29 protein-coding genes and 1 pseudogene are annotated in these 26953 nt (G+C 71.0%); 6 read left to right on the plus strand and 24 right to left on the minus strand.

Annotated features, from left to right (window positions below; all coding sequences use genetic code 11):
* From IH80_RS0134060 to IH80_RS0134075, 4 genes and pseudogenes are all read left to right on the plus strand, one after another.
* A pseudogene (locus IH80_RS0134060) lies at window positions 1-291 on the plus strand (GntR family transcriptional regulator); the annotation flags it as partial.
* The gene (locus tag IH80_RS0134065) at window positions 288-968 is read left to right on the plus strand and encodes an AAA family ATPase (RefSeq protein ID WP_030965608.1); all 681 of its coding nucleotides are present in this window, start codon (window positions 288-290) and stop codon (window positions 966-968) included. The pseudogene IH80_RS0134060 and the gene IH80_RS0134065, both read left to right, overlap by 4 nt.
* Before the next feature lie 153 nt (window positions 969-1121).
* Entirely contained in the window at window positions 1122-2132 is a 1011-nt protein-coding gene (locus IH80_RS0134070) for a bifunctional DNA primase/polymerase (RefSeq protein ID WP_267883537.1), read from the plus strand.
* A 101-nt stretch (window positions 2133-2233) separates the two neighbouring features.
* Entirely contained in the window at window positions 2234-3598 is a 1365-nt protein-coding gene (locus tag IH80_RS0134075; RefSeq protein WP_158943733.1) for a DNA primase family protein, read from the plus strand.
* Window positions 3599-4180: 582 nt separating this feature from the next.
* Here IH80_RS0134075 and IH80_RS0134080 read toward each other — a convergent pair.
* Complete coding sequence (locus IH80_RS0134080; protein WP_030965612.1) at window positions 4181-4525, minus strand: hypothetical protein; 345 nt, start codon at window positions 4523-4525, stop codon at window positions 4181-4183.
* Window positions 4525-5370 (minus strand): ParA family protein, encoded by an 846-nt coding sequence (locus tag IH80_RS0134085; RefSeq protein ID WP_030965614.1) that lies wholly within the window; start codon window positions 5368-5370, stop codon window positions 4525-4527. Before IH80_RS0134085 ends, IH80_RS0134080 begins: the two co-directional genes overlap by 1 nt.
* 266 nt (window positions 5371-5636) lie before the next feature.
* Here IH80_RS0134085 and IH80_RS0134090 point away from each other — a divergent pair, with 266 nt between their 5' ends.
* Window positions 5637-6599 carry a hypothetical protein gene (locus IH80_RS0134090; RefSeq protein WP_030965615.1) on the plus strand — a complete coding sequence of 321 codons (963 nt, stop codon included), beginning with the start codon at window positions 5637-5639 and terminating at the stop codon, window positions 6597-6599.
* Between the two features lie 144 nt (window positions 6600-6743).
* Here IH80_RS0134090 and IH80_RS0134095 read toward each other — a convergent pair whose 3' ends face one another.
* From IH80_RS0134095 to IH80_RS0134200, 22 genes are all read right to left on the minus strand, one after another.
* Window positions 6744-7433, minus strand: a complete 690-nt coding sequence (locus IH80_RS0134095) for a recombinase family protein (RefSeq protein ID WP_030965617.1) — start codon at window positions 7431-7433, stop codon at window positions 6744-6746.
* Window positions 7434-8649: 1216 nt separating this feature from the next.
* Window positions 8650-12795: a MobF family relaxase gene (gene mobF / locus IH80_RS0134100; RefSeq protein WP_234432478.1), complete on the minus strand. Its 4146-nt coding sequence runs from the start codon at window positions 12793-12795 to the stop codon at window positions 8650-8652.
* A gap of 650 nt (window positions 12796-13445) precedes the next feature.
* Window positions 13446-13718 carry a hypothetical protein gene (locus IH80_RS0134105; RefSeq protein ID WP_030965619.1) on the minus strand — a complete coding sequence of 91 codons (273 nt, stop codon included), beginning with the start codon at window positions 13716-13718 and terminating at the stop codon, window positions 13446-13448.
* A complete protein-coding gene (locus IH80_RS0134110; protein ID WP_030965620.1) occupies window positions 13715-14002 on the minus strand; it encodes a hypothetical protein in 288 nt (95 codons plus the stop codon). Before IH80_RS0134110 ends, IH80_RS0134105 begins: the two co-directional genes overlap by 4 nt.
* 43 nt (window positions 14003-14045) lie before the next feature.
* Complete coding sequence (locus IH80_RS0134115) at window positions 14046-14594, minus strand: hypothetical protein (protein WP_030965622.1); 549 nt, start codon at window positions 14592-14594, stop codon at window positions 14046-14048.
* A gap of 87 nt (window positions 14595-14681) precedes the next feature.
* Window positions 14682-15023, minus strand: a complete 342-nt coding sequence (locus IH80_RS0134120; RefSeq protein ID WP_030965623.1) for a hypothetical protein — start codon at window positions 15021-15023, stop codon at window positions 14682-14684.
* Between the two features lie 39 nt (window positions 15024-15062).
* Window positions 15063-15548: a hypothetical protein gene (locus tag IH80_RS0134125; protein ID WP_030965624.1), complete on the minus strand. Its 486-nt coding sequence runs from the start codon at window positions 15546-15548 to the stop codon at window positions 15063-15065.
* A 57-nt stretch (window positions 15549-15605) separates the two neighbouring features.
* Complete coding sequence (locus IH80_RS0134130) at window positions 15606-16103, minus strand: DUF3307 domain-containing protein (RefSeq protein ID WP_030965625.1); 498 nt, start codon at window positions 16101-16103, stop codon at window positions 15606-15608.
* 232 nt (window positions 16104-16335) lie between these two features.
* On the minus strand, window positions 16336-16683 hold the full coding sequence (locus IH80_RS0134135) for a hypothetical protein (protein ID WP_030965627.1): 348 nt from the start codon (window positions 16681-16683) through the stop codon (window positions 16336-16338).
* Window positions 16684-16702: 19 nt separating this feature from the next.
* The gene (locus IH80_RS41205; RefSeq protein ID WP_030965628.1) at window positions 16703-17347 is read right to left on the minus strand and encodes a DUF6919 domain-containing protein; all 645 of its coding nucleotides are present in this window, start codon (window positions 17345-17347) and stop codon (window positions 16703-16705) included.
* Window positions 17348-17364: 17 nt separating this feature from the next.
* A complete protein-coding gene (locus tag IH80_RS0134145) occupies window positions 17365-17532 on the minus strand; it encodes a pRL2-8 (protein ID WP_030965629.1) in 168 nt (55 codons plus the stop codon).
* A gap of 75 nt (window positions 17533-17607) precedes the next feature.
* Window positions 17608-18111 (minus strand): hypothetical protein, encoded by a 504-nt coding sequence (locus IH80_RS0134150; RefSeq protein ID WP_030965631.1) that lies wholly within the window; start codon window positions 18109-18111, stop codon window positions 17608-17610.
* 57 nt (window positions 18112-18168) lie between these two features.
* Complete coding sequence (locus tag IH80_RS0134155) at window positions 18169-18417, minus strand: hypothetical protein (RefSeq protein ID WP_030965632.1); 249 nt, start codon at window positions 18415-18417, stop codon at window positions 18169-18171.
* 121 nt (window positions 18418-18538) lie between these two features.
* Complete coding sequence (locus IH80_RS0134160; protein WP_030965633.1) at window positions 18539-18922, minus strand: hypothetical protein; 384 nt, start codon at window positions 18920-18922, stop codon at window positions 18539-18541.
* Window positions 18923-19026: 104 nt separating this feature from the next.
* On the minus strand, window positions 19027-19851 hold the full coding sequence (locus IH80_RS41210; RefSeq protein WP_051810241.1) for a DUF4097 family beta strand repeat-containing protein: 825 nt from the start codon (window positions 19849-19851) through the stop codon (window positions 19027-19029).
* Between the two features lie 442 nt (window positions 19852-20293).
* A complete protein-coding gene (locus tag IH80_RS0134170; RefSeq protein ID WP_199819348.1) occupies window positions 20294-20521 on the minus strand; it encodes a hypothetical protein in 228 nt (75 codons plus the stop codon).
* Window positions 20496-21203, minus strand: coding sequence for a hypothetical protein (locus IH80_RS0134175; protein ID WP_030965637.1), 708 nt, complete (start codon window positions 21201-21203; stop codon window positions 20496-20498). Before IH80_RS0134175 ends, IH80_RS0134170 begins: the two co-directional genes overlap by 26 nt.
* A gap of 10 nt (window positions 21204-21213) precedes the next feature.
* The gene (locus tag IH80_RS0134180) at window positions 21214-21405 is read right to left on the minus strand and encodes a hypothetical protein (protein WP_030965638.1); all 192 of its coding nucleotides are present in this window, start codon (window positions 21403-21405) and stop codon (window positions 21214-21216) included.
* Window positions 21406-21652: 247 nt separating this feature from the next.
* The gene (locus IH80_RS0134185; RefSeq protein WP_030965640.1) at window positions 21653-23959 is read right to left on the minus strand and encodes an FtsK/SpoIIIE domain-containing protein; all 2307 of its coding nucleotides are present in this window, start codon (window positions 23957-23959) and stop codon (window positions 21653-21655) included.
* 100 nt (window positions 23960-24059) lie between these two features.
* Complete coding sequence (locus IH80_RS0134190) at window positions 24060-25376, minus strand: DUF2637 domain-containing protein (protein ID WP_030965641.1); 1317 nt, start codon at window positions 25374-25376, stop codon at window positions 24060-24062.
* The gene (locus IH80_RS0134195; RefSeq protein ID WP_030965642.1) at window positions 25373-25618 is read right to left on the minus strand and encodes a hypothetical protein; all 246 of its coding nucleotides are present in this window, start codon (window positions 25616-25618) and stop codon (window positions 25373-25375) included. Before IH80_RS0134195 ends, IH80_RS0134190 begins: the two co-directional genes overlap by 4 nt.
* Complete coding sequence (locus IH80_RS0134200; protein WP_030965643.1) at window positions 25615-26085, minus strand: hypothetical protein; 471 nt, start codon at window positions 26083-26085, stop codon at window positions 25615-25617. Before IH80_RS0134200 ends, IH80_RS0134195 begins: the two co-directional genes overlap by 4 nt.
* Window positions 26086-26410: 325 nt before the next feature.
* On the opposite strand from IH80_RS0134200, the gene IH80_RS0134205 reads away from it, so the two are divergent.
* Window positions 26411-26953, plus strand: a 543-nt coding sequence (locus IH80_RS0134205; RefSeq protein WP_037881952.1) for a GntR family transcriptional regulator, incomplete at its 3' end; no start/stop codon positions are given.

A 26953-nucleotide genomic window follows, 5' to 3' on the forward strand; every position in this document is an offset into this window, starting at 1 on the left:
ATCGCGGAGGAGCTGCCCGAACTGCTCATGGGCAGGCGGCTCAGCGGGGGGACCTCCATCGACCTGATCACTCGGCACACAGGCCGCCCCGTCGCCCGACGGTTCAGCTCGATGTGGGCCAGGATCACGACTCCCACCGACGCGGGGCCCCTTGAGATCCCCGAGGACACCCGCGCCGCCGTCATCGTCCTGACAGTTCGGGTCATCGACAGCGGCGGCGTGGCCATCGAGTACGGGGTCGACATCGGAGGCCCTGGACGCCACTGGACCAAGGAGGAGTCCACCGGATGACTCACCCGCTGCTGGACGACACCCTCGTACAGGCCCTCGAAGGACGCCTGAACCTCCTCCTCCAAGCTCAGCGCCTGGGCAGCCTGGCCCCAGACGAAAAGACAGAGATCACCCGCATCATGGACACACTCTCGGGACGACCCTGTTCGCCTCAACTCGTCCTGATGGCCGGCCTTCCGGGATCGGGCAAGACCACGCTTGCTCGGAAGCTGGAGGCCCTCGGCTTCGTCCGCATCAGCCCCGACGAGCGAGTCTGGCTCACTCACGGGCACTACGGACGGGACTTCCCCCGCGGCGAGTACCGCGTCCGGGAACGGCCGATCCTCCAGGCAATAGCGACCGAGCTCCGAACCGCGCTGGGTTCCGGCCGCAGTGTGGTCATGGACCACGGGTTCTGGACTGTCGCCGAGCGCCAGCAGTGGCGACAGCTCGGCGAGGAAGCTGGAGCGCTCGTCACGCTGGTCCACCTCCCCGGCTCCCACTCTGAATTGTGGGAGCGGATCAAGGAGCGGAACCAACAGACCTTCGACGACCCGAACGCCATGTACTTCAGCGAGGACGACCTCGCGCGTCACGGCGCCCGATTCGAACCGCCACGGGTTGACGAACCGCACGTCACCTACACCGGGGACCTCGATCCCGTCATGCGGGCGCTGCGGGGACCCGACGTCCCGTAGCACAGGAGGCTCGGAAACCGACCCCCCTGATTAAGTGATCAAGGGGCAGGATTAGGGCCCAGAAACACCGAAGGCGCCCCGGCAAGGGCGCCTCTCGGATCAAGCAAGGCCGGGGGCCATCCCGGCGAAGTTCGAGCGAAACGGAGTCGCTCTGTGAAGAGAGTACGAGACGCTTCCCGCCTGGCGCTACAGGACGGGGGCGGCAAGACGGGTGGTACCCAGGCACTCCGGGCGAAACTGCTCGCCAGTGCTTCCCGCTACGCGGGATGCGGGATGTACGTACACCCCGTGCTGGTCGGAGGCAAGGAGCCCCGCTGGCACTCCTGGGAGGACCGCGCCACGCGCGACCCCCAGCTGATCGCTGACACCTGGGGCCGGGCCCCCTTCAACATCGGGATCGCCTGCGGTCCCTCGAAACTCGTCGTGGTGGACCTCGACGTCCCGCACGAGGGTGAGCTCCCTCCTGCCGAGTTCGCCGACGTCACCGACGGCTTCTCCATGCTCGCCGCCCTGGCCCACCGTGCCGGAGCTGAGATGCCGCAGACCATGACCGTGCGTACCCCCAGCGGCGGCCGACACCTGCTCTTCCGCGCCCCTGACTCCGAGGTCCGCAACACGGCCCGATCCCTCGGCTGGTGCATCGACACCCGCGCGGCCGGCGGCTACGTCGTCGGCATCGGCTCCGTCATCGGCGGCGTCCCCTACACCCTGGAGGGGAACATCACGGCCCCGGCGGACCTGCCGGAGTGGCTGCTGACCCTGATCACCTCCGCTCCCGAGCCAACCAAAAGCGGGCGGGCGCCGCGTCGGGAGGAGGTTGTCGCCCGACTGCACACGCTCACCCGGCAGGGCACCCGCGAGCAGCGGTGGGCCGCGGGGATTCTCCGCTCGGAGTGCGATGAGCTCGCGGCGATGACTGCGGCCTCGGGCAGGAACAACAGGCTGAACCTGGCCGCCTTCCGGGCGGGGCAGCTGGTCGCCGCCGGCCTTCTGGGCCAGGCCGAGGCCGAAGAGCAGCTGACCGCAGCCGCGCTGGAGGCCGGGCTGAACGACAAGTCCCCGTACGAGGTGGAGAAGACGCTGCGCTCCGGCATGGCCGCGGGCCTTTCCCGGCCGCGCCAGATGGACGACCGCGCCGCGCGCCGACTGGGCGGTGCGGCATGAGCGTTCCCCCGGCACGCGAGGCCGCGCCTGAAGAGGACATGTGGGCCTCGATGGAGGCCCCGACCACGGCTGATCGGCCTCGACCTCGACGCCCTCGGCCCGTGCGCAGCGGAGTCCAGCACCGCGGACAGCTGCGGATGGCGGAGCGATTCATCGAGGAGCACGGCGACAAGCTCCGGTTCGTCCACGGCCTGGGCTGGCACGAGTGGGATGAAGCCCGCTGGCTCCTGGACGAGCAGCGCGTCGATATGGCGTACGCCGTGAAGACGGTGAAGACCGCGCTGCACGCCCTGGAGGACATGAGCGGTGATGAGCGCGATGACCTCTACAAGGACGTGCGCAAGTCCGAGTCCGCCTCTGGCCTGGAGGGACTGCTGAAGATCGCCTCCTCGCTCCCGCCGATCAGCACGCCCTCGAAGGGGCTGGATGCCGATCCGTACAAGTTCAACACCCCTGCGGGCACGGTCCACCTGACCGAGGGCACCATCGAGCCCTGCTGCCGCGCCGACCTGATCACCAAGGTCGCCGGTGCCGCGCTACCCGACGAGGAGGACGGCGAGCCCGCCGGCGCCCAGGAGTGGGAGGCCTTCCTCGCACGGATCCTGCCCGACGAGGAGGTGCGGGCCTTCGTCCAGCGGCTGTTCGGGTACGCGATGCTCGGGAAGGTCACCGAGCACGTGATGCCGATCTTCACTGGCACCGGCGCCAACGGCAAAGGCACCCTGCGCGACGCCCTGATGGCCGCGTTCGGCGACTACGCCATCGAGGTCGACCCCGCGATCCTCATGGAGTCCAAGCACGAGCGGCACGGCGCGTTCAAGATGCGCCTGCGCGGGGCCCGGCTGACCTTCTGCTCGGAGACGGAGAAGGGCAAGCGGTTCGCCGAGGCCACGATGAAGCGCCTGGTGGGTGGCGACCCGATCGAGGCGAACCTCATGCACAAAAACCCGATCACCTTCGACCCGTCCCACACCCTCATCATGCTCACCAACCACCTGCCGCTCGTCTCCGGCGACGACCCGGCGGTGTGGCGGCGCATCCTGGTGGTGCCCTTTGACGTGGTGATCCCCGAGGACGAGCGGGACGGGGGCCTCCCCGAGCGGCTGAAGAAGGCTGCGCCGGCCGTGCTGGAGTGGGCGTACGCGGGGTGGCACGACTACATGGAGAAGGGGCTCGCGCCGCCGGAGATCGTCCGCATCAAGACCGAGGCGTACAAGGCCTCCAGCGACGTCCTCGGCCGCTTCATGGACGAGCGGACCATCGCCTCGCCCCACGCCGTTGTTTCGGCCCGCGAGCTGTTCAACGCGTGGACGAGCTGGTGCCACGGGAGCGGCGAGCAGGCAAGCAGCGAGGTCGAGTTCGCGAAGAGCCTGGAGGCTCGCGGATTCACCAAAAAGCGGACATCGGCGGGCATGGTCTACCCGGGTCTGATGGTCGCCGGGGACGACTCCGGAGACGACTCCTGACCCCCTTGCACAGCGACAGCTCAGCCCCCACCGGGAAGCCCGGTGGGGGCTGTCGTCGTGTAGGGGGCCAAAACGCGCTGACCTGCAAGAATGTAGGGTTGTGGTGGGTTTCCCGATAACCTCCCATGGGCGCACGTATGGAGAGTTTCGGAAAACCCACCACAACCCTACACTAGATGCCTAAGGCAACCACTTTTCGAAGATCATTTCCTGCACCCGGCCACGGCGGCAGGCCCCTCCCGGGCCCCCCGCTTTTGGGTTGCTGGGTACCTGGGGGATGCCGGTGTCGCTCGGCCGGTCGGGAGTGCTGCCGGGGTGCGTGTGAGGTGGGGTACGGACGGCGCCCGCGCCCGGTGCCGGTCGGGAGGCCGTCCGCGGCCGAGTGGCCGGTACCGGTGAACGCGCGGGCGCCAAGGGCGGAGAGCCAGGTGGGTCGGGCGCGGACGCGACCGTCCGCTGTACGCCTCCCCGCGGGGAGAGGGCCAGGAAGTCCTTCGCAGCCTCTAGGGCGCCGCAGGGGCATCGGGCAGGCCCGGGCACCGTGTTGGGCGTTCCCGGGCCTGAGAGCGCCGGTGAGGCGCCTTAGGCGGCGCTGGAGGGCTGGCCGTCCGCCGAGTCGAGCTGGATCTTGTTGCGCTTGAAGTAGGCGGCGAGGGCTTCCTCCACGATCGACTGGGGGTTCATCTCCAGTTCCTCCACCGCTTTGGTCAGCAGGGAGTTCGTGTGCGGGAGGATCCTGACCGTGATCGGGACACGCTCGGGCCCCTTGGGACGGCCCACACGGCGTCCGGCAGGCCGGGAGGGTTTCTTGCCGAGGGAGTCCCAGTCAGGCTCCTGGGCGTTGCCGGGGTCGGCGGGGTCGGCCTCGCGCCGCTTGGCGGCCTTGCGCTTGTCTTCGTTGAGGGCGTCGTTGAGGAAGCTGGCCATCAGCCCTGCTCCTTTGCGGTCTTGAGGATGTGGTCGAGGATCTGGCTGTAGGTCCTGCCGAGGGCCTTGGCGTACCGGCCGGGCGCGGCAGTGATCGGCTTGCAGGCAGTCCGGGCGACCTCCCGGACGGCGAGGAAGGGGACCGGGTCGGCGAAGAGAAAGTCGCCAAAGTCCTCGATGAGGCGCTCCTGCCAGTGCGCGTTGACGGCGCTGAACTCCTTCTTGCGCGGCACCATGCTGCGCACGACGGCGGAGACGACGAGCTGAGGGTTGAGGCAGCCGGGGCCGTTGTAGTGCGCGATCGAGCGAAGGCCTTCCTGGACCCCGAGGTAGCCGTCCTTGGTGAGGGTGGCGGGGAGGACGATCTGCTTGGCAGCGAGGAGGGCGGAGCCCGCCAGCTTGCCGCCGGCGCGGGGAGGGACGTCGAGGAAGAAGATGTCGACCTCGTCGCGGAGGCCCCAGAGAGCGCGCTTGAGGCGGAACTCCATGGTGGGGGTGGGGTCGTTCTCGCGGTTGGCGAAGTCACGGTCGACGGGGAGGATCTTGACGTTCGAGGGCCAGCCGCGGCCGGCGGGGACGAACACCTCGTGCACGATCTCGGCCGGGTCGCGTGGGGGCGGGGCCTTCTTAGAGTTGTCCACGAAGAAGATGTCGTTGATGGTGCGCTCGGGTTCGTCCAGGCCGAGCTCGTCGGTGAGCGTGCCACGAGGGTCAAGGTCACCGACACCGACCCGCAGCCCACGATCGGCGGCGACCGCTGCGAGGCCGGCGGTGATGCTCGTCTTGCCGACACCGCCTTTCTCGCTGTACTCCGCGACGCAGAGCGGTCCCTCTTCTTGGGCCATGGGAGCCCCTTCCTTTGAGTTCTGCGCCGCAGCCTGGCCGGTCGACCACCCAGGTGCAAGCGGGCGCATGTTCGTGTCGCCGCCACCGATTCCCGCAAGCGAGATCGCCAGCGACGGCGCGCGCGAAAAGGCCAGCGGAAAGAGATGCGATCAAGTGCGGGTTATCTAGCAAGATTGAACGAGCTGCCCTTGGTGGCGTGGTCCGTGAGGGTGACGGCCAGGGCGAGGGGTGCGCGCTCCGCGTCTTATCTCGCATGATTGCCCGCATGGGAATGCCGACGGTGCAGTACACGGTGGCGGTGGTGGAGGAGCGGCTGCGGCTGCTGGACCTGGTGGCCGAGATGGCCGCAGGTGAGGAGCGGGCCTGGCTGGCGAAGCAGCGCGAGGAGCACCGAGGACTGCGGGGCGGGAAGCTGGCGCAGGCCCGCAAGGCGACGCGGGAGCTCTTGGTCGAGCGCCGCGAGGCCGGAGAGCTCGCGGGAAGCCGGGACTGGCTCCTGGTCCCCGGAGTCATCGCCGAGCTGACGGCCCGAGGTTGGGACCAGGAGTGGCCGCCGATCCCGCCGGGTGCCCTGGCCGCCGGCCGCCGGTGGGGCACCGACCCGGGCCGCTACTCCGCCCACCACGACGAAGGAGAGACCCGCTTCCTGGGACGGCTCGGCGTGCGGCTGCCGCACGAGCTCGGAGAACGCCTTCAGCGGGCCTGCTACTGGCACAACGCGGAGATCGAGAAGCAGCTCCAGGAGTGGGCCGACCGATGGGGAGACGGCCCGGCCGTCATCATGCAGGAGTCCGTCCGCGAGCACGGAGGCGTGACCGTGCTGGCCGCGATGGCCGCGGCCTTCAAGCAGACCCCACCCGCCGAGGAACTCGACCAGCGCAGGGAGCTGCGGGCGAAGGTGGTCACCACCGGGGACATTCTCCGCGCCGCGCTCGACCAGGCCCTCGCGGCAGCCCCCGAGCGCGCCCGTCGTGAGCACGCCCGGCTCCGCGCCGCCGTCGCCCAGGCGGGACGAGACATCACGTTCGCCGAGGAGCGCAAGCACCAGGCCGAGGAAGAACAACGCCGCGCGACCGAGGCTGGCAACACCGAGGACATCGCTAAGGCGGCCAACGCCGTCGCGCACTGGAGTTCCAGGATCGGCACCCTCCGCCTCGAAGCCGAACGGGTCGCCGCCAAGGCGGAGGCAGTACGGGAACTGATCAACGAGCTGAAAGCGCGAGGCTGACAGCCGGGGCCTGGGGAAACTCAGGCCCGGCCGCTAAGTGCGCAATCTTGCTAGATAACCCGCACTTTGCCCGCCAGCGTTTACGCCAGCGAGAAAGCTGTCTTTTCCGCCTACTGAAACCGATAGGGCTTCTTTCCGGACGGGTCAGCCTCGACCGCCCTCGATGGCGGGCACGGCCTGCGCGCCGATGACCGGGCGTCCGCCGGCGCTCAGCTCGGGCACGTACTTGTAGAGGGTGGTCCGCGAGACCCCGATGAGCTTCGCGATCGAGGTGATCGTGGCCTCCGGGTCGGTGAGCATGGCCCGTGCGTGGCGGACCTGCTCCGCGGTCATCGCGGGCGGGCGGCCGATCCGCTCGCCCCGGGCCCGCGCGGCGGCGATGCCCTCGTGGGTGCCCTGGACGATCAGCTCCCGGATGAACTCGGCGAGCGCGGCGAAGACGTGGAAGACCAGTCTGCCGCCGGGGGTGGTGGTGTCCAGGGACTCGTGCAGGGAGTGGAAGCCCACCCCGCGCTTGCGCAGGCCGGAGACGATCGCGATGAGGTCCTGGATCGAGCGGCCGAGCCGGTCGAGGGAGGGGACCACGAGAGTGTCGCCAGGTCGGGCGTAGTCGAGGGCCTTCCACAGCTCCGGCCGCTCGGCGTTCTTCCCGGACAGCTTGTCCGCGAAGATGCGCGCGCACCCGGCGCTCTCCAGGGCGAGGAGCTGCCGGTCCAGGAGCTGGCCCTTGGTGGAGACGCGGGCGTAGCCGACCAGGACGCCGGTGAGGTTGGCGGGGAAGGCTTCGAGGACGTCGTCGCCGGCGTCGGCCCACTGGGCGAGGCTGCTCGTCATGCCGGTCACCGTACAGAAACCGGGGTGCCCTGGTTCCTGGACGCTGAGACTTTCTGAACGCCCTTTCTGGACACTGGAAATGGTCCCGGATCGGTGGTCCCGGGCGTGTCGTGGGGGTGTGCGGAAACAGATCGGTTGATGGACGGGGAGCCGGGCCCCGTCGTCCCCGACCACCCGGTAGGCGGTCGGGTCCGGGGCTGCTGGGAAACTTCGGCGATGAGCACCACGCGCCGCCCGCTCGGGCACGGACCCTCCCCCGTCGTTGCCGAGCAGGAGTCGCCAATGGCTCCTCGGCGGACCGCCGCGGAGCGGGCGGCCCTGGACGAACTCCGTCCGTCCGCCCCCGTGTCGGACCCCTCGGCCTCGCCGGGGCGCCGGCCTTTGGGGGAGGGCCCCCGACGCTGACGGCCGTCCTGGGCAAGCCTGCGAATGACAGGTGGTCAACCCCTTGACCGGCGACGGTTCGACGGCGGACAAGGGGGGTCCTGCCGTGGATTCACAGGCTTGCCCAGGCACCTGCGGGCCCCTTGAGGGTTGCACCGGAGGTTGCGTGCAGAGGTGGCTGCGGAGGTGTACTAGGCGGGGGACCGGAGGTGTGACCGGCGGTGGGACCCCCCCTCCGGAGAATTCCGGGGTTGTCGCTGGTCAGACCCCGTGGGCAAGCCCAAATCGGAGAACGACACCTCTCTGTCCACGCAATAGCCGTGGTGAGAGGTCTCCTTCGTACGGGCGGCGGGCCGGCCCTCGGCCGGTCTCCGAAGGCTCACTCCCAGCTTGCTCTTCAACTTGCCCTACAACCTGCTCTCCAACTTGCTCTACAACCTGCCCTACAGGTTGCTCTACAACTTGCCTCCAGGCCCGCCCGTCCGGAGTGAGGACTGGCTGTGACCTGGGCGGTCAAGGGGTCCACGATGCACGGACGAACGCTGACTACTTCTCTCAGAGGGGGTCTGGAGAAGTCAGACCCGTACCGAAGAACCGAAGCGTCTGCCGCGGTTCTCTTTCGAGTTCCCTTTGGAGTCCCGTTCGGAGTTCCGTTTCAGGTCCCGTACCGGGTCCCGTTTCGGGTTCCCTTCCCCCGGCACGGGAAGAGGGCGAACGCGCAGCCCAGGGGCCTGGACAAGGGGTCTGGCACGCGCCGACTACTTCCGTACGGCACCCCCAGGGCCAGGTGGGACGGCGGAACCGTTCTGGCTCTGCCGTCCCGTGATCCGGGCTACCGCCCCATGCTCGGCCCGCGCCTCTGCTGTGGCTGGGCGACGGCCGCGGCGGCTTGCGGTGCCGGCGCCTGCTGACGCTGCTGGGCCTGGACCTGGCGGGCGTGGAAGGTGCGGGCCATGGTCTCGGCCTTGTGGAAGTCCGGGTGCTGCTCGGCGAGGGAGTGCCGCAGCTGCTGCTCGGCGCGGGCCAGTTCGGCGTGACGGCGCCAGTCGGCGGCTTCGGTGGTGGAGGCCTGGGCGGTGCCGTGGAGCTGCCCGAGCTGGCGAGCGTCGCGGGCATCGCGTGCCTGCGCCCGCTCCGGCAGCGCCTGCCGCATCTCGGCGAGCTTCTGAGCCATGTCGTCCAGCCGAGGGGCGTGCCCGGTGGCGCCCAGGGCCTCGGCGTGCGGGCTGGCCTTGAGGGTCTCCCACGCGGCGAGTCGGGCGTCGTCGGATGCCCGGCGGGCCCGCTGTGCCTCGTCGTCGCCGCCGATGGCCTCGCCGAGGTAGCGCTCCTCCATCTGCCGCAGCTCCTTCTTGCTGCTGCCCGCCAGCCGCAGCGCGAGCCAGGACGCCTCCCTCTGCTTCTCCAGATGCCGCAGGATCGAGCGGGCGTTGGTGGCCTGGTCGGTGGCCCGCTGGATGGCGGCCGTCTCCTCCAGGGCCCGGGCCAGATGGCTGACGGCGGTATCAAGCACGGCGCCGGCCTCGGCTGCCCAGCGGGCCCCGCGGCTGGTGCCCTCGGCCCGGTCCCGCTCCAGGCGCTCGGCGAGTGCCCGGTGGGCCTCACGGGCCTCGGCCGCCTTCTGCTCGTACTGCTCGGCCATGGTGAGGAAGGAGGAGATGCTCCGCGCCAGTTCGCCGTCCGGGCGCTTGCCGTACGGGCGCTCCTTCCAGTCCGGCACCCCCGACTCCTTGCCGGTGTCCTCCGGCTGCCCGGCGACCGGCTCCGGCGCCCGGGCGGGAGTGCGCGTGCGGCCAGCCTCGTCCTCGGCCTGGCGGCGCAGGGCGTGCTCGGTCGAGGGCGACTTCATCCGGGCCGCCCTCGCCGACACGACCCGCCGGGCTTCTTGGACGGGGGCCTCGGCCTTCTCCCGGGCCTCGGCGCGCTCGACCTCGACCTGCCGGGGCACCGTGGCCGACTCCGGGGCCGGGCGGAGCGCGTCGGAGATCATGCCGTCCTCGGAGGACTGGCCGAGGTAGCGGGCGAACGCGCCGATCGCCCGGTGCAGCTGCTCGGTCTCCGTGCGCGCCTTGCCCAGCAGCTTCTGGGTGCGCTCGTCCTCGACCACGTCCAGCGGGAGCCAGATGTGGTTGGCCTTCTTCGCCCGGGTGATGCCCGGGTAGACGGCGTGCGCGTTCGCCCCGTGCCCGTACAGCAGCGAGGTGTGGCAGGTCAGGCCCTGGGAGGCCGCGACGGTCATGGCGTAGCCGAGGGAGAGGGCGCCAGCGCCGATGTCGTCCGGCTTCATCCACGCCGACTCGGTCCGCACGCTGCCGTCGGGGTTCAAGTCCTTGGTGCGCCAGGTGATCTCGACCCGGCGGTCCTCGGCGACCTGGGTGACGACGGCGCGGTAGCCGTTGAGGACGTCGGGCCCCTCGCCGCGGCGCGAACGGTAGTCGTTGACGCGGACGCGGACGACGTCGCCCTCGGCCAGGGAGAGCTCGCCCCCGCCCGGCAGCGCGTACGTCTGCTCCGCGCCGAGTTCGCCGGCGGCCCGCCGGATCTGCTGCGCGCCGAGGTTGAGCGCGTCCACGTCGATGTTCCGGGCGGCGAGCACCACGAGGTTCTGCAGGAGGTCCTGCTCGTCCGGCCACGCCGTGCGGAGCTCGTCCCACGTCATGAGCATCTCGGAGCGGGCCTCGTCGGCGGTGGCGACGGCGTGCACGCGTCCGCCGGCGGCGAGGAGTTCGAGGGCGTGCTGGTGGTCGCCGGTCCGCCACACCTCCAGCGCGGCGCGCTCGGCCTCGTTCTCCTGGCGGCGGTTCTCGGTGAGGACCTCGCCGTCGACCAGGCGGTGAACCTCGCGGAACCAGCCGCCCACGCCCACGGCCTGGAGCTGCTTGGGGTCGCCGATCGCCACCACCTTCGTACCGGTGCGCGCGGCCTCCGTGAGGAGCCTGGCGGCGGACCGGTCGTCCGTCATCACCGCCTCGTCCACGACCAGGACGTCGATGCCGGTCAGGCCCCGGCCACCCTCGATCTGCTGGAGCCAGGACGCCACGGTGCGCGAGGGGATCGCAGAGGCGTCCTGGAGGCCCTTGGCGCCGACCGCAGACAGGCACGCGCCCGCGTACGTGGTGCCGGTGGCGTCCCACGCGATCCGGCACGCGTCCATCAACGTCGACTTGCCCGCGCCGGCCACGCCGACCACGGCCTCCACGCCGTGCCCCTCGGTGAGGATCCGGGTGACCACCTGGCGCTGCTGCCCGGACAGCTCGAATCCGGCCGCCACCGCGAACACGCTCATGGCGGCCTCGGCCTGGGCCACCGTGAGGCGGGCGGACCCGTCGCCCACGCGGTCGAGGGCCTGCGCGATGACGGTCTCCTCGGCCGCCAGGACGTCGGCTGTGGTGTACCGGTCGGTGGAGCTCATGACGGTGGAGCCGATGTGTGGCAGGGCCACCGCGTACCCCTCGACGCGCAGGACGTCGTCGGCCAGCCGCTCCAGGGCGGCCGGCTCCGCCCCGATGCCCAGGGGGAGGGCGTTGGCGACGGCGGCCAGGAGCTCGGCGCGGGTGAACATCTTCTGGCTCGCGGTCACCCCGGTCTCCGGATCGAAGACGACGGCGGCGAGGTCGGCGGGCGGCGGGATCCTCGGGCCACCGCCCGGTCCGGCGAGGCCTGCGCCACCGCCGTCCGGGCCCGGGCCGCCGGGGGCCGCGGCGGCGACCATCGCGTCCACCTCGACGCCGGCGGCCTCGGCCCGCTCGCGCCAGGAGGTCCGCATCCCGGCCGGGTCGGCGGCGTGCTTGGCCCGGCGGGTCAGCGCGCCCAGGCGCTGCTGGTCCTCGCGGCTGGCGCCCTCGCCGAGCTCCTCGGTGACCTTCGCCGAGCGGCGGGAGAAGACGTCACGGACCGGCTCGGGGATGCCCTCGACCTCCCAGGCGCCGGTGAGTGCGGACTGGGTGCGGCGCACGCCGAACCGCTCGTACGCCAGCGACCGTACCCGCGCCTTGAAGTAGGCGTCGGCCGCGGAGGCGTGGCGGTAGAGGTCGGCGCCGGAGTTGGCGATCGAGCGCCACTTCCCGTCCGCGCAGCGCGCCATGTTCGCGATGACGACGTGCAGGTGCAGGTGCGGGTCGCCGGGGGCGCCGTCGCCCATCGGGCGGGCGGAGCGGTGCTCGACAGACCAGCCGACCAGTCCGCCGGTCGCCAGCCGGACCGGCTTGCCGTCCTGGCTGCCGACCCCGTAGCCGATCCACCGCTCCAGCTGCCGGAACGTGTCCGTCTTCGCCTGGTGGACCAGGCGGCGGTACTCGGCGTCGTCCAGCTCGCCCATCAGCCCGGCGAGGACGCTGTCGCTCTTGGGGAGGTCGAGGACGAGGTCCCAGCCGCGGACCCGCGAGTCGGTCCGCAGGTCCTTGTTCTCCCACGCGCGGGTCAGCTCGGCCTCGGTGTAGATGTCGGCGAGGTCGAGGCCGGCGGCGCGGGCCAGCTTGTGGAGCGTGCCGACGTGGAGGCGGTGGGCCTCGCCCCAGCGGTTCACCATCCGCTGCTGCTGGGCGAGCTTCTTCTGCTGGTACGGCTTGCCGTCCAGCAGGGCTTCCGCCTCCACCCCGGCCTCGGCCGCGGCAAGCTCGATCTCCTTCACCAGCGGGGCCACCGTGAGGGTCGCCGACTCGTGCGCGCGGACCGACGTGGCCGATCCGGCGAGGCGGGCGCCGGTCTTTGGGTGGCAGCCCTTCATCAGTCGGCGGGCGGCCTCCTCGCCCTCGTGGTCGAGGACCTGGCCCTCGGTGAGACCGACCGCGTCCAGGCCGGCGCCCATCCAGACGAGCACCCCGTCCGATCGCAGACGGTAACTGACGGCCGGGTCCGGTGAGTCGGCCTCGACGGCCTGGTCCGCCTCCACGACGGCGCCGGTGCTCTCCACCACGCCGCACCCGGCGTGCCTGCGCAGCCGGTAGTCGACCTGCTCGTCCGCCCCGATATCCGTCACCCACGCCACCGGCGCACCCCGTTTCCCCCACGCGCCTTGTGCGCTTGTGCTGTTGCTGTTCTCCGGCCTTGGCCGGGGTTACCCGCGAGGGTAACCCCCTTTGTACATACCTCGTTTTTGATCTTGAAGCAGTGACCGAACTGTCCACGGTACCGGCGGAATCCGGAACCGGCGAAGAACGGTCCATCAGACGACGAGGAGACGTTCTCCGTCGGGGAGCACGGGCTCTGAGTCGTCCGGGAGAACAACCGCGTTGGACCTCCGCAGACACGGGGCGGCGCTCGCCGGACCGGCACGCTGCGACCAGAAGTCCGCGGGGGTTCCGGTCAGCCCACCGGAACCTCGGCCGTCACGGTGGGCGACGGACGGGGGAGCCGCCCGCCAGCCGCCGAGGACCGGGCGCCACAGCGGAGGGGCCGCCCGATAGCCAGCCAGCACCAGGGACACGACGGGCAGTCAAGGGTGCGCTTGCGCATCGCGCAGCGACGCCGAAGGCGCCCTTGACGGCCCGGCGGGGCCCGAACACTGAACAAGCGGGCGGCCCCGGCCCCGCCACCCACGGGCAAACTTGCTAGATAACCTGCACTGGGCGCGGGCATGAAGAGACCCCCGGCGGTTTCCCTTCCGGGGGTCGCTTCGGCGGTCGAGGGTCAGGGTCCGGCGATGAGCCAGAGAATCAGGGCGGCGTCCATGTCCTGGCTGTAGCGGTAGACGACGCTGATGCCGCGGCCGGCGGTCTGCTCGGGAAGCAGCTCGATCACGTACGTCTCGGAGCGTGGGTCGGCGTCCGGGAGTCCGCGGGCGTGGTCGGGGTCGGGGTCGTCCTCCAGCGCGCGGCGGACAGTCTCGACGGCGGCCTGCTCGGTCCGGCTGAGGTCGGCCAGGATCTTCTCGGCGGCGTCGCTGAGGAAGGCGTGGGTCACCTGGCGCCCGCCTCGTTCATCTTGCGGCGCAGCTCGTCGGTGACGTCCTCGGTGCTCCGGCCGAGCGCGGCCATGGCCTGCGGGTCGACCCGCATGAGTACGCGGTGCCGGTAGGCCTGGGTGATCTCGCGGACCCGGGTGAGGTCGTCCAGGTCCGCTTCCGACAGCTCCCGCTCGAACGTGGCGAGGTCCTCGGGGAAGCCCCAGACCCGCAGGGCGGCCCGCAGCTCGGCGAGCGTGCGCATCGGCGGGACGGCGGCGTGGTGCTCGGGCTGTGCGGTCACGGCCCCTCCTTCGGTCGGTGGTTCGAGTGTCCTACGCGAGGGCTCACCGGTTCCGGCTGAACGGGTCGGCGACGTCACCGCGGAGCACGCCGTGGACGAGCTGGGCGACCTCGGCGGCGCCGGCCTTCGTGGCCGGGGCGTGGATCGTGTGCGACGTCGTGCGCACGGAGTTGGTCATCAGCTCCCAGCTGCTGTCCGTGTAGAGCGCGACGGCCAGGCCCCCGACCGTGCCCCAGGTGGGGCCGCCGGGCACCGGTGCGATGCCGACGCCCATGCGGACGGGGGTGGCCACCGCCTCCAGGCCCTCGGCTGCCAGCGCGGCCCGCAGGTGGTTCAGCAGCTGGTAGAGCTCGGCCGAGGTGCGTTCGGTCGCGGGACGGCCGTACTTCCGGGCGACGGCCTCGGCGGCGGCCAGGGCGAGCCAGCCGTCGGAGTCCGCGACCTTCTGGTCGAGGCCGTGCTGGTCGGCGGTGGCGAGGTAGGCGTCCAGGAGGGCCGCGGCCTCGGTGACCACGCTGGGGGCGTACAGCCCGGCGTGCCCGTCGTAGATGCGCTGGATCCGGGTGGGCGAGTCGATGGTCGGGGTCGTCATTGTGGTTCCCTTCAAGGCCGGAGCCCGGGGCCGATTACGGCGGCCCCGGGCTCCATCTTGTCGTGCGGGTGGATAGTGCGGGGCGACTCAGGCGATGTCGTCCTGGACGGGGATCTCGTAGACGTCGATGACCTCGGCGCCGTCGCTCCAGTAGCCGGGGGCGAAGTAGACGGCGGCGATCCGCAGCGCGATGCCGTCGCGGGCGACGATGTCGTACACGTGGACGGTGTGGTCCTTGCCGAGCCTGCGGACCGCGGCCTTCGCGGAGTCGAGCCGCACCTTGTCCGGGAAGGGCTGGAGGCGGCGGCCGTTGACGGAGGTGTACTGCAGGGCCTTGTTGGGCCAGTAGCCCGCGGCCGTACGGGCGGCGTACTCGCGCAGGGCCTTGAAGTGGGCGGCGTAGTACGCGTTGGCGGTCTGGCTGCTCATCCTGATCTCCCTTGTGGGCTCTGCTGGGGGGCGGTTGGGTCAGCTGTCCTCGAAGCGCTTGACCGCGCAGGGCGGGCACAGCGGCATCTGGCGGTGGTCGTCCTCCTCCGGGTAGAGCGCGGTGGAGAACGGGTCGGGCATGATCTCGACGTCCGGCCTCTTCCACCCGCACTCCTCGCACGGCGGGAGGAGCGGCTCCAGGAGGTCCAGCGCGTACCGGATGCGCTCGCCGGTGCCGTCCTGGACGTAGCCCTGGGCCTCGTCCAGCAGCTCGGTGACGCGCTCCATGTCCTCGTGGTCGACGTCGGACATCGACACCGTGATGGTGCCGATGACGTCGCCGACGGCGGCCAGGACGCCGGACTCCGGGTTGGCCGGGTCGTAGAGGGCCTGGAGGCCGGCGGCGTGCGCGCCGACCGCCTCGGTGCGGCACGCGGCGTCGCGGATCCGGTCGAGGCCGATCCGGACGATCGCGACGGCCGCCTGCAGTTCCTGGGCCAGCGTCAGCTGCGGGGTGCGGTCCACGGGTGATTCCTTCCAGAGAGTGCGAGTGATCTAGCGGGTTTGGGCGGATCGGTCGCGTCAGAGGGCCGCGATCAGCAGGGCGGCGACGAACAGGAACAGGTGGTGGAAGGACTGGTCGAGGGCGTACGCGCCGGTGCCGAGGTGGGCGGCCGGGGTGCCCTTCGCGGTGACCGGGCCGGCCGGGTGGGCGCCGGTGCCGAGGCTGGCGAACTCGGCCTTGCCGGTGAGCTTGGCGAGCCAGGCGAGCGTGGATCGGCGGTCCGCCCACCAGTGGCTCGCCGCGTCGATGCCGAGGCCGGCGGCCAGGCCGAGAGCGGTGACCGGGAGGTCGAGGACCAGGACCGCAGCCACCAGGGCGATGCCCTTGGTGAGGGTCAGGCCGAGGACATGGAGCGTGCAGGCGATCCGGCCCGCGCGGCTGGACTGGCCCTCCACCCGGTCGTTCTCGCCCTTGTGGGCGGCCTGGTGGGAGCTCTGGACCCAGTGGTCCCCCACGGAGTGCGCGACGAACAGGGCGACGAACACGGCGGCGAAGGTGGCGGCGGTCTCGGGCACGGGCTACTCCTCGTTTCGGACGGCCTTACAGCCATCATTTCCGCTTGCTTTTTCGCTTGCGGTAATTCAATGATGCAGACTCCGAGTCTGCATGTCTAGGGGGTTCGCAGACTCCGGGTCTGCGTGGGTGGATCGGTGCTGGTCAGCCGTCCGATCGTCTGTCAGATCCGGCTGCCGGTCTGCTCCGCGGGCTCACTGCGGGCGTGAGGTGGGTCTCAGCTCGGGCTGGTGCTCAGCCGACTTCGGTACGCCACTCCCACGGCTCGCCGTCGGCGGCGGCGCGGCCGGCGGCGTCGGCCAGGAGCGCGGCGGCCTGCACGAGCGGCTTCGACTTCAGGTAGCGGTTGCGGGCGACCTGCCGAAGCCGCGGGGCGAGGGTGGCCGCGACGGCGGCCGGGATGGACCTCGTGGCGCCGGCCTGGGTCTGCGCCGCTTCGGTCAGCAGCTGCTCGACGTCCTCGCGCCCGTCGGCCGGGACGGCCGCGTGGACGTAGGGGACGAGGGAGCCGAGGAGTTTGCAGGCGTGGCGGTCCTCGCCGAAGAAGTCTCCGCCGTGGCTGGTGACGATGAAGGTGCTCATGTCGTGGTCCTCTCCGTCCTCACCGGCTGGCGGCGGGCTCCTGGTCGTCGTCGGCGTCGGCCTGGTCCTCGTCGGCGTCCGGGGGTTCGAGGCCGGTGACCTGGTCGAGGGAACGCCACAGCGCCCGGTGAGCGGCGGGCCCGTAGTGCGGGGCGATGACGGCGAGGTGGATGGCTCCGGCCAGTTCGCGGCGGGCCTCGGGGTGCAGGACCCCGTACTGGTTGCGCAGGTCGAGGGGGCCGGGGCGGGCGCCGAAGGCCGTGTACGGCTCGCCGTCCCGCTGGGTGACCACGACCACCTCGTCGCGGCGGCCGGTCTGCGGGTCGTCCACGACGACGATGTGGGCCAGGGCCTCGGCGGCGTCAAGGATCCGCTGGTAGAGGGCGCGGTCGGTGAGGTAGCCCTCGACCGCGGCGTGCTGGGTCCACCATGCGCCGTCGTAGCCGATCTCGGCGACGCCGGGCTGGGAGCACGTGGTCATGAACCCGGCGCGGTTCAGGGCCGCGAGGGAGAGGACCAGTTCGGCGGTCTCCTCGTCGGGGCCGCAGTTCGGCATGTAGCCCGGCTGGGAGGCGAGGCGGCCCTCCAGCCAGTCGGCGGTGAGCTGGCCGAGGTCGGCGAGGGTGCGGGCCGACTTCCAGGCGCGGCGGTCGGTGCGACTCATCCAGGGAAGCCTCATGGTCAGCCTCCGACGATCATGTTGGCGTGGCCGTGGAGCATGTGGTCGACGCACTCGGGGCAGTCCTCGCGCGGCGCCAGGTGCTTGTGGGCCTCGCGCGAGGCGTAGGCGTGGAACCAGCACTGTCGGCACTCGCCCTTCGGGGGGTTCAGCGCGGTCTGGTTGGCCATCGTGTTCTCCCTGTTCAACGGGTCGGACGCGAGCTATCTAGCGAGATTGGGCGGGTTGGGTGGGTTGATGGGCGCTCAGCACTTGCTGCCCGGGGTGCCGTTGAGGTTGGTCCGGCCGAACACGGCCTTGGTGGTGGTCGTGTTGGTCACGGTGGTGTTCTTCTGCCGGACCGGCCCGTTGTAGTGGTGGTGGGTCTCGGTGTGCATGGAGGACTTGGCGCTGCCGACGGACTTCACGAGGGAGCCGACGGCGAGGACCAGGGCGACGGGGCCGGCCGCGCCGATGGCGAGGGTCGTGGGGTCGACGGTGCCGAGCACGTAGAGGACGAGCGAGGTGGCGCCGCCGACGGACAGGGCCGCGACGCTGCCGGAGAGCATCAGGGCGCTGATGTCCGTGGCCTTCTGGGACATGGGCGGCCGTCCGGGCTGCGCGACCGGCTCGGCCGGACCGTACGCGGGGACGGGGGAGTCGTCGCGGTAGGAGGTCGGCGTGTACGCCTCGGCGATGAGCTGGCGGGCGCGGGCGTCGGCCTCGGTGTCGCTCATCGGGGTGCCCGGGGTCCGGTCGTCGGTGTTCACGGTCTGTCCTCTCGGGTCGGGGCCGGCCCCCGGGCTCTGTACCCGGGGGCCGACCGGTCAGGTCGTGCTGCGGTACTGCTTGGTGCGCTTCAGGACGTGGTCGCGGCTGAACCCGGTGGCCTCGGCGACGTCGCGCTGGAGGACCTCACCGCCGTCGAGCTCGGCGGCGATGTCCTTCCACATCTGTTCGTCCGCGGCCGACTTCGCCTTCTCCGCCTCCTCGTGGGCGCGGTCACGGGCCTTCTTCAGTTCGGCGATCCGGGTGCGGCCTGCTGCTCTGGTCTCGTCGGTCGGTCGGGGGGTCATTGCGTGCTCCGGTTCGTGTCGAGGGACTATGTGGGCTCCCCCCGCTGCGGTTTCGGAGCGGGATCGGGGCCCGTGGCGGCCGGCGGACCTTGGCCGGGATGACGGCCGCCACGGGGCGCCGCTACTTGCTTGCGGGGATCGCCGGGGTGGGGATGGTGCTCTCGGCGGCGTTGGCCACCGCCTGGAGGACGTCGCGGGTGGAGTCGGCGGCGTCGTCCAGGTGCTCGGCGAGCGTGCCGTATCCGAGGGACCTGGCGCGGGCCTTCAGCGCCACGAGGTAGTGCCAGGTGTCGTGCAGCTCGTCGTGGAGGGTGACCAGGCCGGGCTGGAAGGCGAAGCTGTCGGTCAGCTTGTCGGCGCCCCGAGTGTGGGTGTCGGCCCGGTCGGCGAGCGTCCCGAAGGAGTTCTCCGCGATGACCTCACGGACCTCCTCCACCGACTCGTACGCCCAGGCCCATCCGAACAGGCCGTTGATGAAGGTCAGGAGGCGGTTGGGCTTCTTCATTGCTGTCTCCCCTGCTTGCTTTTCTGCTGGCGGGATCGCTTGCGGATCGAGGCCCGAGGCGGCCGGCGGACCTTGGCCGGGATGACGGCCGCCCCGGGGCGAAGTCAGCGGTTGCGGATGCGGCCGGACATCGAGCTGCAGCTCGGGTTCAGGTGGCCCGCGCCCCGGGTGCTGATGTCGCCGGACATGGACTTGAGGTCCATGCGGCCGGTTGCGGCCGGGGTGGCGCTGGCGTCGATGTCGCCGGACATCGTGTTCGCCCAGAAGCGGCTGCCGTTGTAGGCGCCGATCTCGATGTCGCCGGACATCGTGCCGACATTGACCTCGCAGTCGACCCGGGTGGCCTCGACGTCTCCCGACATCGTCTTGACCCGCAGCTCGCGGACAGAGTCGGCCCGGACGTCGCCGGACTGGCTGTCCACGTCGAGGACCTGGAGGATGACGCCCTCGGTGATCACGTCGGCGGAGGTCGTGGTGACCTTGACCGACGACATCTCCGGCAGGCGCAGCGTCACGATGATCTCGCCCACTCCGGCGGCCCCGCCGACAACGGTCCCCTCGGCGGCGACAACCCGGCCGTTCGACACGATCTTCTGACCACCCATGAAGATGTCGCCACCGACCATCTGCACGCCAGCCCCGGAGCCGTGGAAGGTGAAGGTCGAGCCGCCCACCATCATCGTGGTGCTGCTCATTCCACCGGACGTGCCCTCGATCTTCGGCACCCGGACCTCGATCTGGTCGCCGTGCTGGCGGATCGTCGCGTCCTCGACCGCCTTGGCGATGCTGCCCTCGGTGGCGGTGGTGCTGATCTCCACCACGGCCTTGGTGATCCGCTGGTCCGTGATCACCCGGACCTGTCCGATGTGGCTGGTGACGTAGACGTTCACGAGGCCGGTGGTCGAAGCGGCGTAGGTCTGCTCGGTCACTGCGTTCTCCTTCGTCAGCGATACCGCTGTCTTTTCCGCTTGCTTTTTCGCTTGCGGTAATTCAATGATGCAGACTCTGAGTCTGCATGTCTAGGGGGTTCGCAGACTCCGAGTCTGCATTTCTCTGTCTGTGCTGGTCAGAGCCGGAAAATTCAATGCGAAGGGCCTTGGCGGGCCCCTGCGGGAGGGTGGGTTCTAAAGGACGGGCGCGTCCGCGCCCGGCACCCCCGGGTGCGGGTCCCTTGCGGGCCGCGCGTTCACCGTCACCGGCCGCTCGGCCGCTGGGCGGCCTCCCGTCCGGCGCCGGGCGCGGCCCGCGGCCTTCCGCTCCTCACCCGCACCCCGGGAGCGATGCGGGCCCGGGTGAGCGCTGCGGACCTTCTTCGCTCCGGGCCACCCAAAGGCGGGCGAGGGCTGTCCGGGGCGGGCCGCCGCGGCCGGGTCAGACTCGTATGTGGCTGGCCGCGTCGGTGGTGGTGTCGAGGAGCTGGTGGAGCATCGGGCCGACGGGGGTGTCGGCGAGCAGCAGCCCGAGCAGGACGCAGGGCAGCGCCATGTACCAGGGCAGGCCGGCCTTCCAGACGAGCCCGCCGACGATCAGGACCAGGACGACGAGGGTGGAGACGGTGAGCACGGGGTCCTCCTCAGCGGCCGGTGCGGTGGCAGACACCGCACGGGATCTTGACGTCGGCGCTCTTGCCGGTGGGGGAGTGGAGCCGGGTGGCGAGGGTGACCATGCCGCCCCTGCAGCCCTTGACCGTGCACCGCTTGGCCTTCGGCATCTTGGCGGGGCCAGCGCCCTGGGTCTGCAGCTGCCAGGCCGTGGTGAGCACGGCGGCCGTCGTCGTGTTCTTCGCGTTCTTCGCCGCGCCCATGGCGGCCGTCGCGGCGTCGCTCGCCGCGTCCTTGACCGCGCCCTTCGCGGTGGCCTTGGCCTCGGCCACCTTCTCCTTCGCCGCCTTCTTCTTCCCGCCCCACCAGCGGCGGACGTCCTTCTCGACCTCGTCGCGGACGGCCTCGGCGACGGTGACCAGGTCGTCCATCACCAGGGTCGGCCGCAGCTCGCCGGTCATGACGACCTCGCGCCACTCGGCGGTGAACAGGTCTCGGTCCTCGGCCTTCTGACGGCCGGTCCGTGCGGCGAGCACCGCGTCGACCAGGCCGTTGGTGACCGTCGCCGAGTCGTCGCCGCGCCCGCAGGATCCGCAGGAGATCCACGCGGGCCACACCTCGCGCGGGCCCCGCTTGTAGACCTGCAGGGAGACGGCGTTGCCGCAGTGCACGCATTCGAGCGGCGCGTCGTCGACGTACGCGATGCCGTGCAGTTCGAGGTCGGGGGAGCTGTCGAACATCGGTGCCTCCTCAGCCGGTTGCGGTCGGGGTCGTGCTGATGGTCGGGCCGGGGGTCGGGGCCGGCGCGGGCTGGGCGTCCCCGCCTCCGCCACCGGCGAGGTAGAAGCCGACCACGAGGCCGACCACCGCGTAGACCGCGGCCTTGTTCTTGGCCCACCAGGTCGGCGGGTCGGGCTCGCTCACCACGTATCTGACGCCCATCGGGGTCGTCCTCCGTCTGTCGTGTCTGTCACGGTTTGGGGGAGGTAGCCGACCCGGATCGAGCCCGGACGGGTCGGCGTTTGTGCAGGTCAGAGCTTTGGGAGTCCTGGACGGCGGGGGCCTCGACCCGGACGTCGCTCGTCCGGGTCTCGGGCCCCCCGTCCGGGTCGGCCCCCTTCAAATCCGGGGGCAATCCGGGACATACCGGGTGGTTGTCCGGGTCAGATCCGGGTCTGGCGGGCCCGGATCAGGCCGTCAGGCCGTACTTCGCCTTCGCCACGCGGGTGACGGCGTCGAAGGTGTAGCCGGAGACCTGGCTGCTGTTGCCGGGCCAGGTCCGCTTCTTCTTCTCCTCGGCGGTGCGGGCCACCAGGGCGCCCAGCTTCTCGGCGGTGACGGTCAGCCCGGCCGCCGTGAGGGCGTCGATCAGCACCGAGCCGGGGAGCCAGTCGAGGGTGGTGTTCTCGACCTCCTCGGCGCTCTTGCCGTCGGCCTCGGCCTGGGCCTTGGCCGCCTTCTCGTACGCATCGAAGGTGTCGGCGAGCACGGCCAGGATCTCCGCGTCCGGCTCGCCCTTCTCACGGAGCAGGGTGCCGAAGCTCTTCTCGCCCTCGGGCAGCGTTCCGGCCTTGGCCCGCAGGTCGTAGGCACGGCTGAGGAGTTCGGCGACCTGGTCGTCGTCGTAGTAGTCGGCGCGGACCATGACGGGGTTCTGCCCCTCGGCCCACAGGTAACCGGCGCCCCGCATCTCCGACTCGACGGTCTTGGCGGAGTAGCCGGCGGCCGCCGCGCCCTTGCCGAGGATGGTGTCCGAGGCCTCGGGGGTGGTGCAGCGCAGCGCCCACCGGATCGAGAGCAGGTCACGCAAAGAGGTGTCGACCACGTCCGAGCCGGGCTTCTGGGTGGCGCAGAAAGTCACGATGCCCGCCGCACGGCCCCGGGATACGAGGTTGCGGAGCGCCTTCGTGATCTTCTTTCCCCACTCCTCGTCGGTCGTGTAGAACATCAGCTCATCGACCCAGAGCAGCTTCTGCCGGAGCAGCGGGTATTTGTTGGCGAGTTCCTCGGTGACCTTGCGCTTTCCCAGCTTCTTCAGGAGCGCGTACCGCGCCTTCATGTCCGCGAGGGCCGCCTGGAGCATCGCGTAGAACGCCTCCGGATCGGCGTCGCCCTCGAACTCCTCGCACAGCTCCTTGAAGGGGTCGAGGTCGCCACCGCCCTTCCCGTCGGCGAGCCAGAGAATGACGCGCGGGTCCAGTGCCGCCGCGAGCAGAATCGTGTTGCCCGACGCCGACTTACCGGCGCCCGGCTCACCGCCGACCAGGCCGGAGCGCTCGACCACGGAGATGGAGATCGGCAGCCCGCGCACGTCGGGGCCGATCGAGATCCGCCCCCAGAAGTTCGCCGCGGCCTCCAGCGCCATGAGCGGCCCGGGGCCGGCCTTCTCTGTGAACGGCATCTCCTTCGTGACGTACAGCTCGATCCGCCCGGCCCGCTTGCCCTTGGACAGCGTGACCTGCGCGGCCTCGACGCCGAACGCTGAGGCGATCTCCTCCTGGGCACGCAGCGCCTTCTTCGCCGGAACGCCCGGCGGCAGGTCAACGATCGCCGACCAGGCCCCGCGGGTGTCGAGCATCGGCATCTGCACGATCCGCAGCGTCTCCTCCGCGCCGATCACCTTCGCGGCCTGGAAGACGGAGTCGAGCATGGGCGCGTTCATCGTGTCGCCGTCGCCGAGCGACCTCCAGTCCTGCGACCAGTCGGTCTCGGTCTCCAGCTGGTGGCGACCCGCGAACGCCCCACCGCCGAACGTCGCGAGGGCCGCGCCGGTCAGACCGAGCAGACCGGTGGTCGCGTAGCCGGTGAGCATCGCTGTGGCCGGCGGGCCGTAGACGACTCCGGCACGCATCGCTCGGGCCTTGCGCCGGTAGGCCTTGGCCTTCTTGTGCGCGGCCACGGCCTGCGTCGCCACCGTCTGGGCCTGGTCCATGGCCTTGAGCGCCGTGGCCTTCTTCTGCTTCATGATGGCCGGGGTCCAGCGTGCGGTGCGGGCTGCGGCGCGGGCCTCCTTGGTGGCGATGACGGCCTGGTGGGCGGTGGCCTGGGTCTGGACTCCCTCGAAACCGATCACCCAGTCATGGAGGCGGACCCGGCCCCGGCGGAACTGCGCGACGTGGCCGTTGACCGTGCGCTGGCGCCGGACCCAGCGGCGGAACGCCCTCTGCGAGGCCCGGTAGCGCTGGCCGCTGTACGCCGCCCAGCCCTCGGCCGAGTGCATCCAGGCCGGGATCAGCGGGCGCTCGGGGTCGAACGCGTCGAGGTCGACCGGCGCCTTCATGACCTCGGCGGCGACGACGTTGTCCGTGCCCAGGTGCTCGGCGAGGATCCGGCGGGCCGCCTCGACCTGCTGCTCCGCCGTGGGCGGGAGGGTCTGGCCAACCAAAGCGGGGGCGGGCTCGGGGGCGGTGCTCGCCGCGGCCGGCCGCGCGGTGGGGAGGTAGGTCACCGTGGCGACCTTGGGGTCCGATACCGGGGTGCTCGGGATGTGGGACATCCTGGTCCTTCTCCTTCGGGAGGGAAGCGGGGCCCGGCGGCGACTGTGGAAGGGAGGCGCCGGGCCCCGCGGCTTTCCGGGGGCAGTGCGGTTCGGGAGGTCAGCCGACGAGGTGGAGCTTGCGCTCGGCGATGACCCGGTCGCGGAGCTTCACCGCGTCCTCGCGGCGGATCTTCAGGCGGCTGGCGAGCGCGGCAGCGGAGATCTGGCGGCCCTCGGCGACCAGTTCGGTGGCCACCTTGTGGGCCTCCGGCAGGAGCTGTTCCAGCTCCTCGTCCGTGCGGCCCTTCACGGCGTTCCCGCTTGCGGAATCGCTGGCGTTCCGGCGGGCGTTCTCGTCGGCCTTGTCGATGGCCAACGACCCAATTCCCGCTTGGGCTGTAGCGCCCCCAGGGGCCTGCTGGAGAGCCTGCGCCGGGACAGTCCGACCGAGCGCGGAGAGGGGTCCCCCCAGGCCGTCAGAGAGCGGGTTGTAGAGGCGGGCCAGCATCCCCGCCCGGACGATCTCGGGGCTGACTCCCTCGGCGAGCTTGAAGGCTGCTCCGAGCGCGACCTTGGCGTCGGTGGCCTTCGCGTACAGCTCCGGCGAGAGGCCCGGCTCGGCCCCCCGGTGGATCCGCCACGCGGCGGCGAACGCCTCCTCCTCGTCGATCGACCCGTACGGCAGCGCGGACAGCAGCCGGTCGGCCTCCTTCGCGATGTCCTTGTGGTCCTTGCGGCGCTTGGCGAGGTGCTCGCGGCGGGCCTTCTCCGCCCGGCGCTCCTCTCGCGTCTTGCCGTGCGAGCCGTGGGTCTTCATGTCCCACAGGTAGATCGCGAACAGGCTGCTCGCCGCGAAGACGACGGCGACCCACTGCGCCTTCGGGAGCTTCTCCGCCCAGTGCCAGTAGTTCACCGCAGCCGCGACGAACGCCGTGCACCAAGTGGCGATGCGGTACTTGGCCGCCGGCCTTCCGGCGTCCTCAGCCGCCTTGCCCATGAACGTGATCGCCCAGGCCCCGCCCTCCAGCATCGCGGCGAGCAGCGCGGCCAGGAGGACGTGCACCCCCGTGTCGCCGAGTGCGCCGACCTGCGAGATGACGGCCGGGATGACCGAGGAGGCCATCACGAACGCCACGAACACCGTGACCGGGTTGGCGTTGAGCCAGCGGGCGAACCTGCCGAGCTTCGCCATCCGGGCCGCACGGGCGCGGGCCTTCTCCTCCTGGCGCCTCTTGGCCTCGGCCTGCTCCTGGCGGCGCTTGAGGTCGCCGTCCTTGCGGGCCTGCTCCGCCTTGCGCTCCTTCTCCAGCCGCTCGTCCTCGGCCAGCTGGCGCTTGTACGCCAGCTTGGCCTCCAGCTCCAGGCGCCGGTCCTCGCGGTCCTGCTCGGCGCGCAACTGCTCGTCGCGCCGCTTCTCCTCGCGGTACGTGCTCATCGGGGGCCTCCAGCGGCGGGGGTCGCGATTCCGGCCAGCAGCTGCGCCAGCTCGGTGCGGAGTCGGGGAGAGATCGGGTCGAGGCGGAAGCGCCGGGCGAGGGAGTCCCCGCCGGCGGCCGTCGCGCGGGCCGCGAACTCGGTGATGAGGCTGACCAGGGCGACGGTCCCGGCGATCACACCGAGCACCATCTCCAGCAGGGCCAGGGCAAACAGGGCGGTGTGACGCAGGGCCGTCTTCATGCCGCCACCGCCTGTGCCTCGTTGCGGACCAGGTGCAGGACGGGGCGGGTGGCGCGGGGCTCACGGGCACGGGCGACGGCGGCGGCCGGGTTGGGCGTGCCCAGCTCGGCGAGGACCTCGTACGAGTCGAAGTCGGCGGCGGTCCAGTCGGCGTAGGTGTCGGTGTCGTCCTCGAAGCCGAGGGCGTTGTCGGCGGCCTCCAGCTCGGCGGCCACGACGGCGGGCTTGCGGCTGCGCAGCTCGCGGGGCATCCGGCGGAGCAGGCTGGCGTAGTAGGCGGCGTCCTCGCGGTCCGTGTCGGTCTCGACGCGGAAGTCGGCGAGGAACGACTGCAGGGCGTCCCGGGCGGCGAGTCCGCCGGCCATCAGGTCGTGCTCGACGTCCAGCGGCTCGATGTCGAAGCCGATGGCGGCCTCGATGTACTCGGCCTGGGTAACGATGCGCTGACCAGCAACGATGATGTTCATGTGGGGTCGTGCTCCTCTCGTGGAACGGCCTCCGACGCGGTCCCTGTACGGACCGCTGTGGCCCCCCGGCCGATCAGGCGCTGGAACGCCCGGTCCGGGGGGCTGCGCCGTTTCCGGCGCAGGTAGGTAGGTGATTCAGACATGGCTGTGCCGTCACGTTTCGTGAGTTGCCCTCACTCCGCGTCGCTTGCTGGAATGACATTCCCAGGATTGCGAGTCTCTGTCAATCATGTGTGCTGCGGTAATCCTGGGAGTGCGTGTCACTGGTCATCAATCCCGGGACTATGGTTCACTGGTCCCGTCGAGACGGAGGAGATCACCGGACATGCCACCCAAGTGGAGAGACCTAGCGGACGAGATCGCCGCAAAGATCAGCAGCGGTGAGTACGCGCCCGGCGATCGCCTGCCGAAGATCGAGGAGCTGGCCCTTCAGGGAAAGGGCTCCAAAACCACGGTCCACTCCGCGTACAAAGCGCTGGAGGCTGACGGCCTGGTCACCTCATCTCGTGGCCACGGAACGGTCGTGCGGGCCCGTAACACCCTGGCCACCGCAGCTGAACGGGAGGAGCGCAGCAAGCTGACTGGCTCGTCCTGGCGTGCGGGCGAGCGGTCCGACTCCCATATGGCCGGGATCGTCGCCGCTCCGGATGACGTGGCTGAGGCCCTGGGCCTCAACGCCGGCGAACCCGTGCTACGACGCTCTCGCACCTATCGCGACGAACACACCAATGCCGTGATCTCGCATTCGACCTCATGGATTCCCGCCAGCATCGCGGAGGAGCTGCCCGAACTGCTCATGGGCAGGCGGCTCAGCGGGGGGACCTCCATCGACCTGATCACTCGGCACACAGGCCGCCCCGTCGCCCGA

It is taken from the genome of Streptomyces sp. NRRL S-378 (genome assembly GCF_000720645.1).
Taxonomy (GTDB): Bacteria; Actinomycetota; Actinomycetes; order Streptomycetales; family Streptomycetaceae; genus Streptomyces.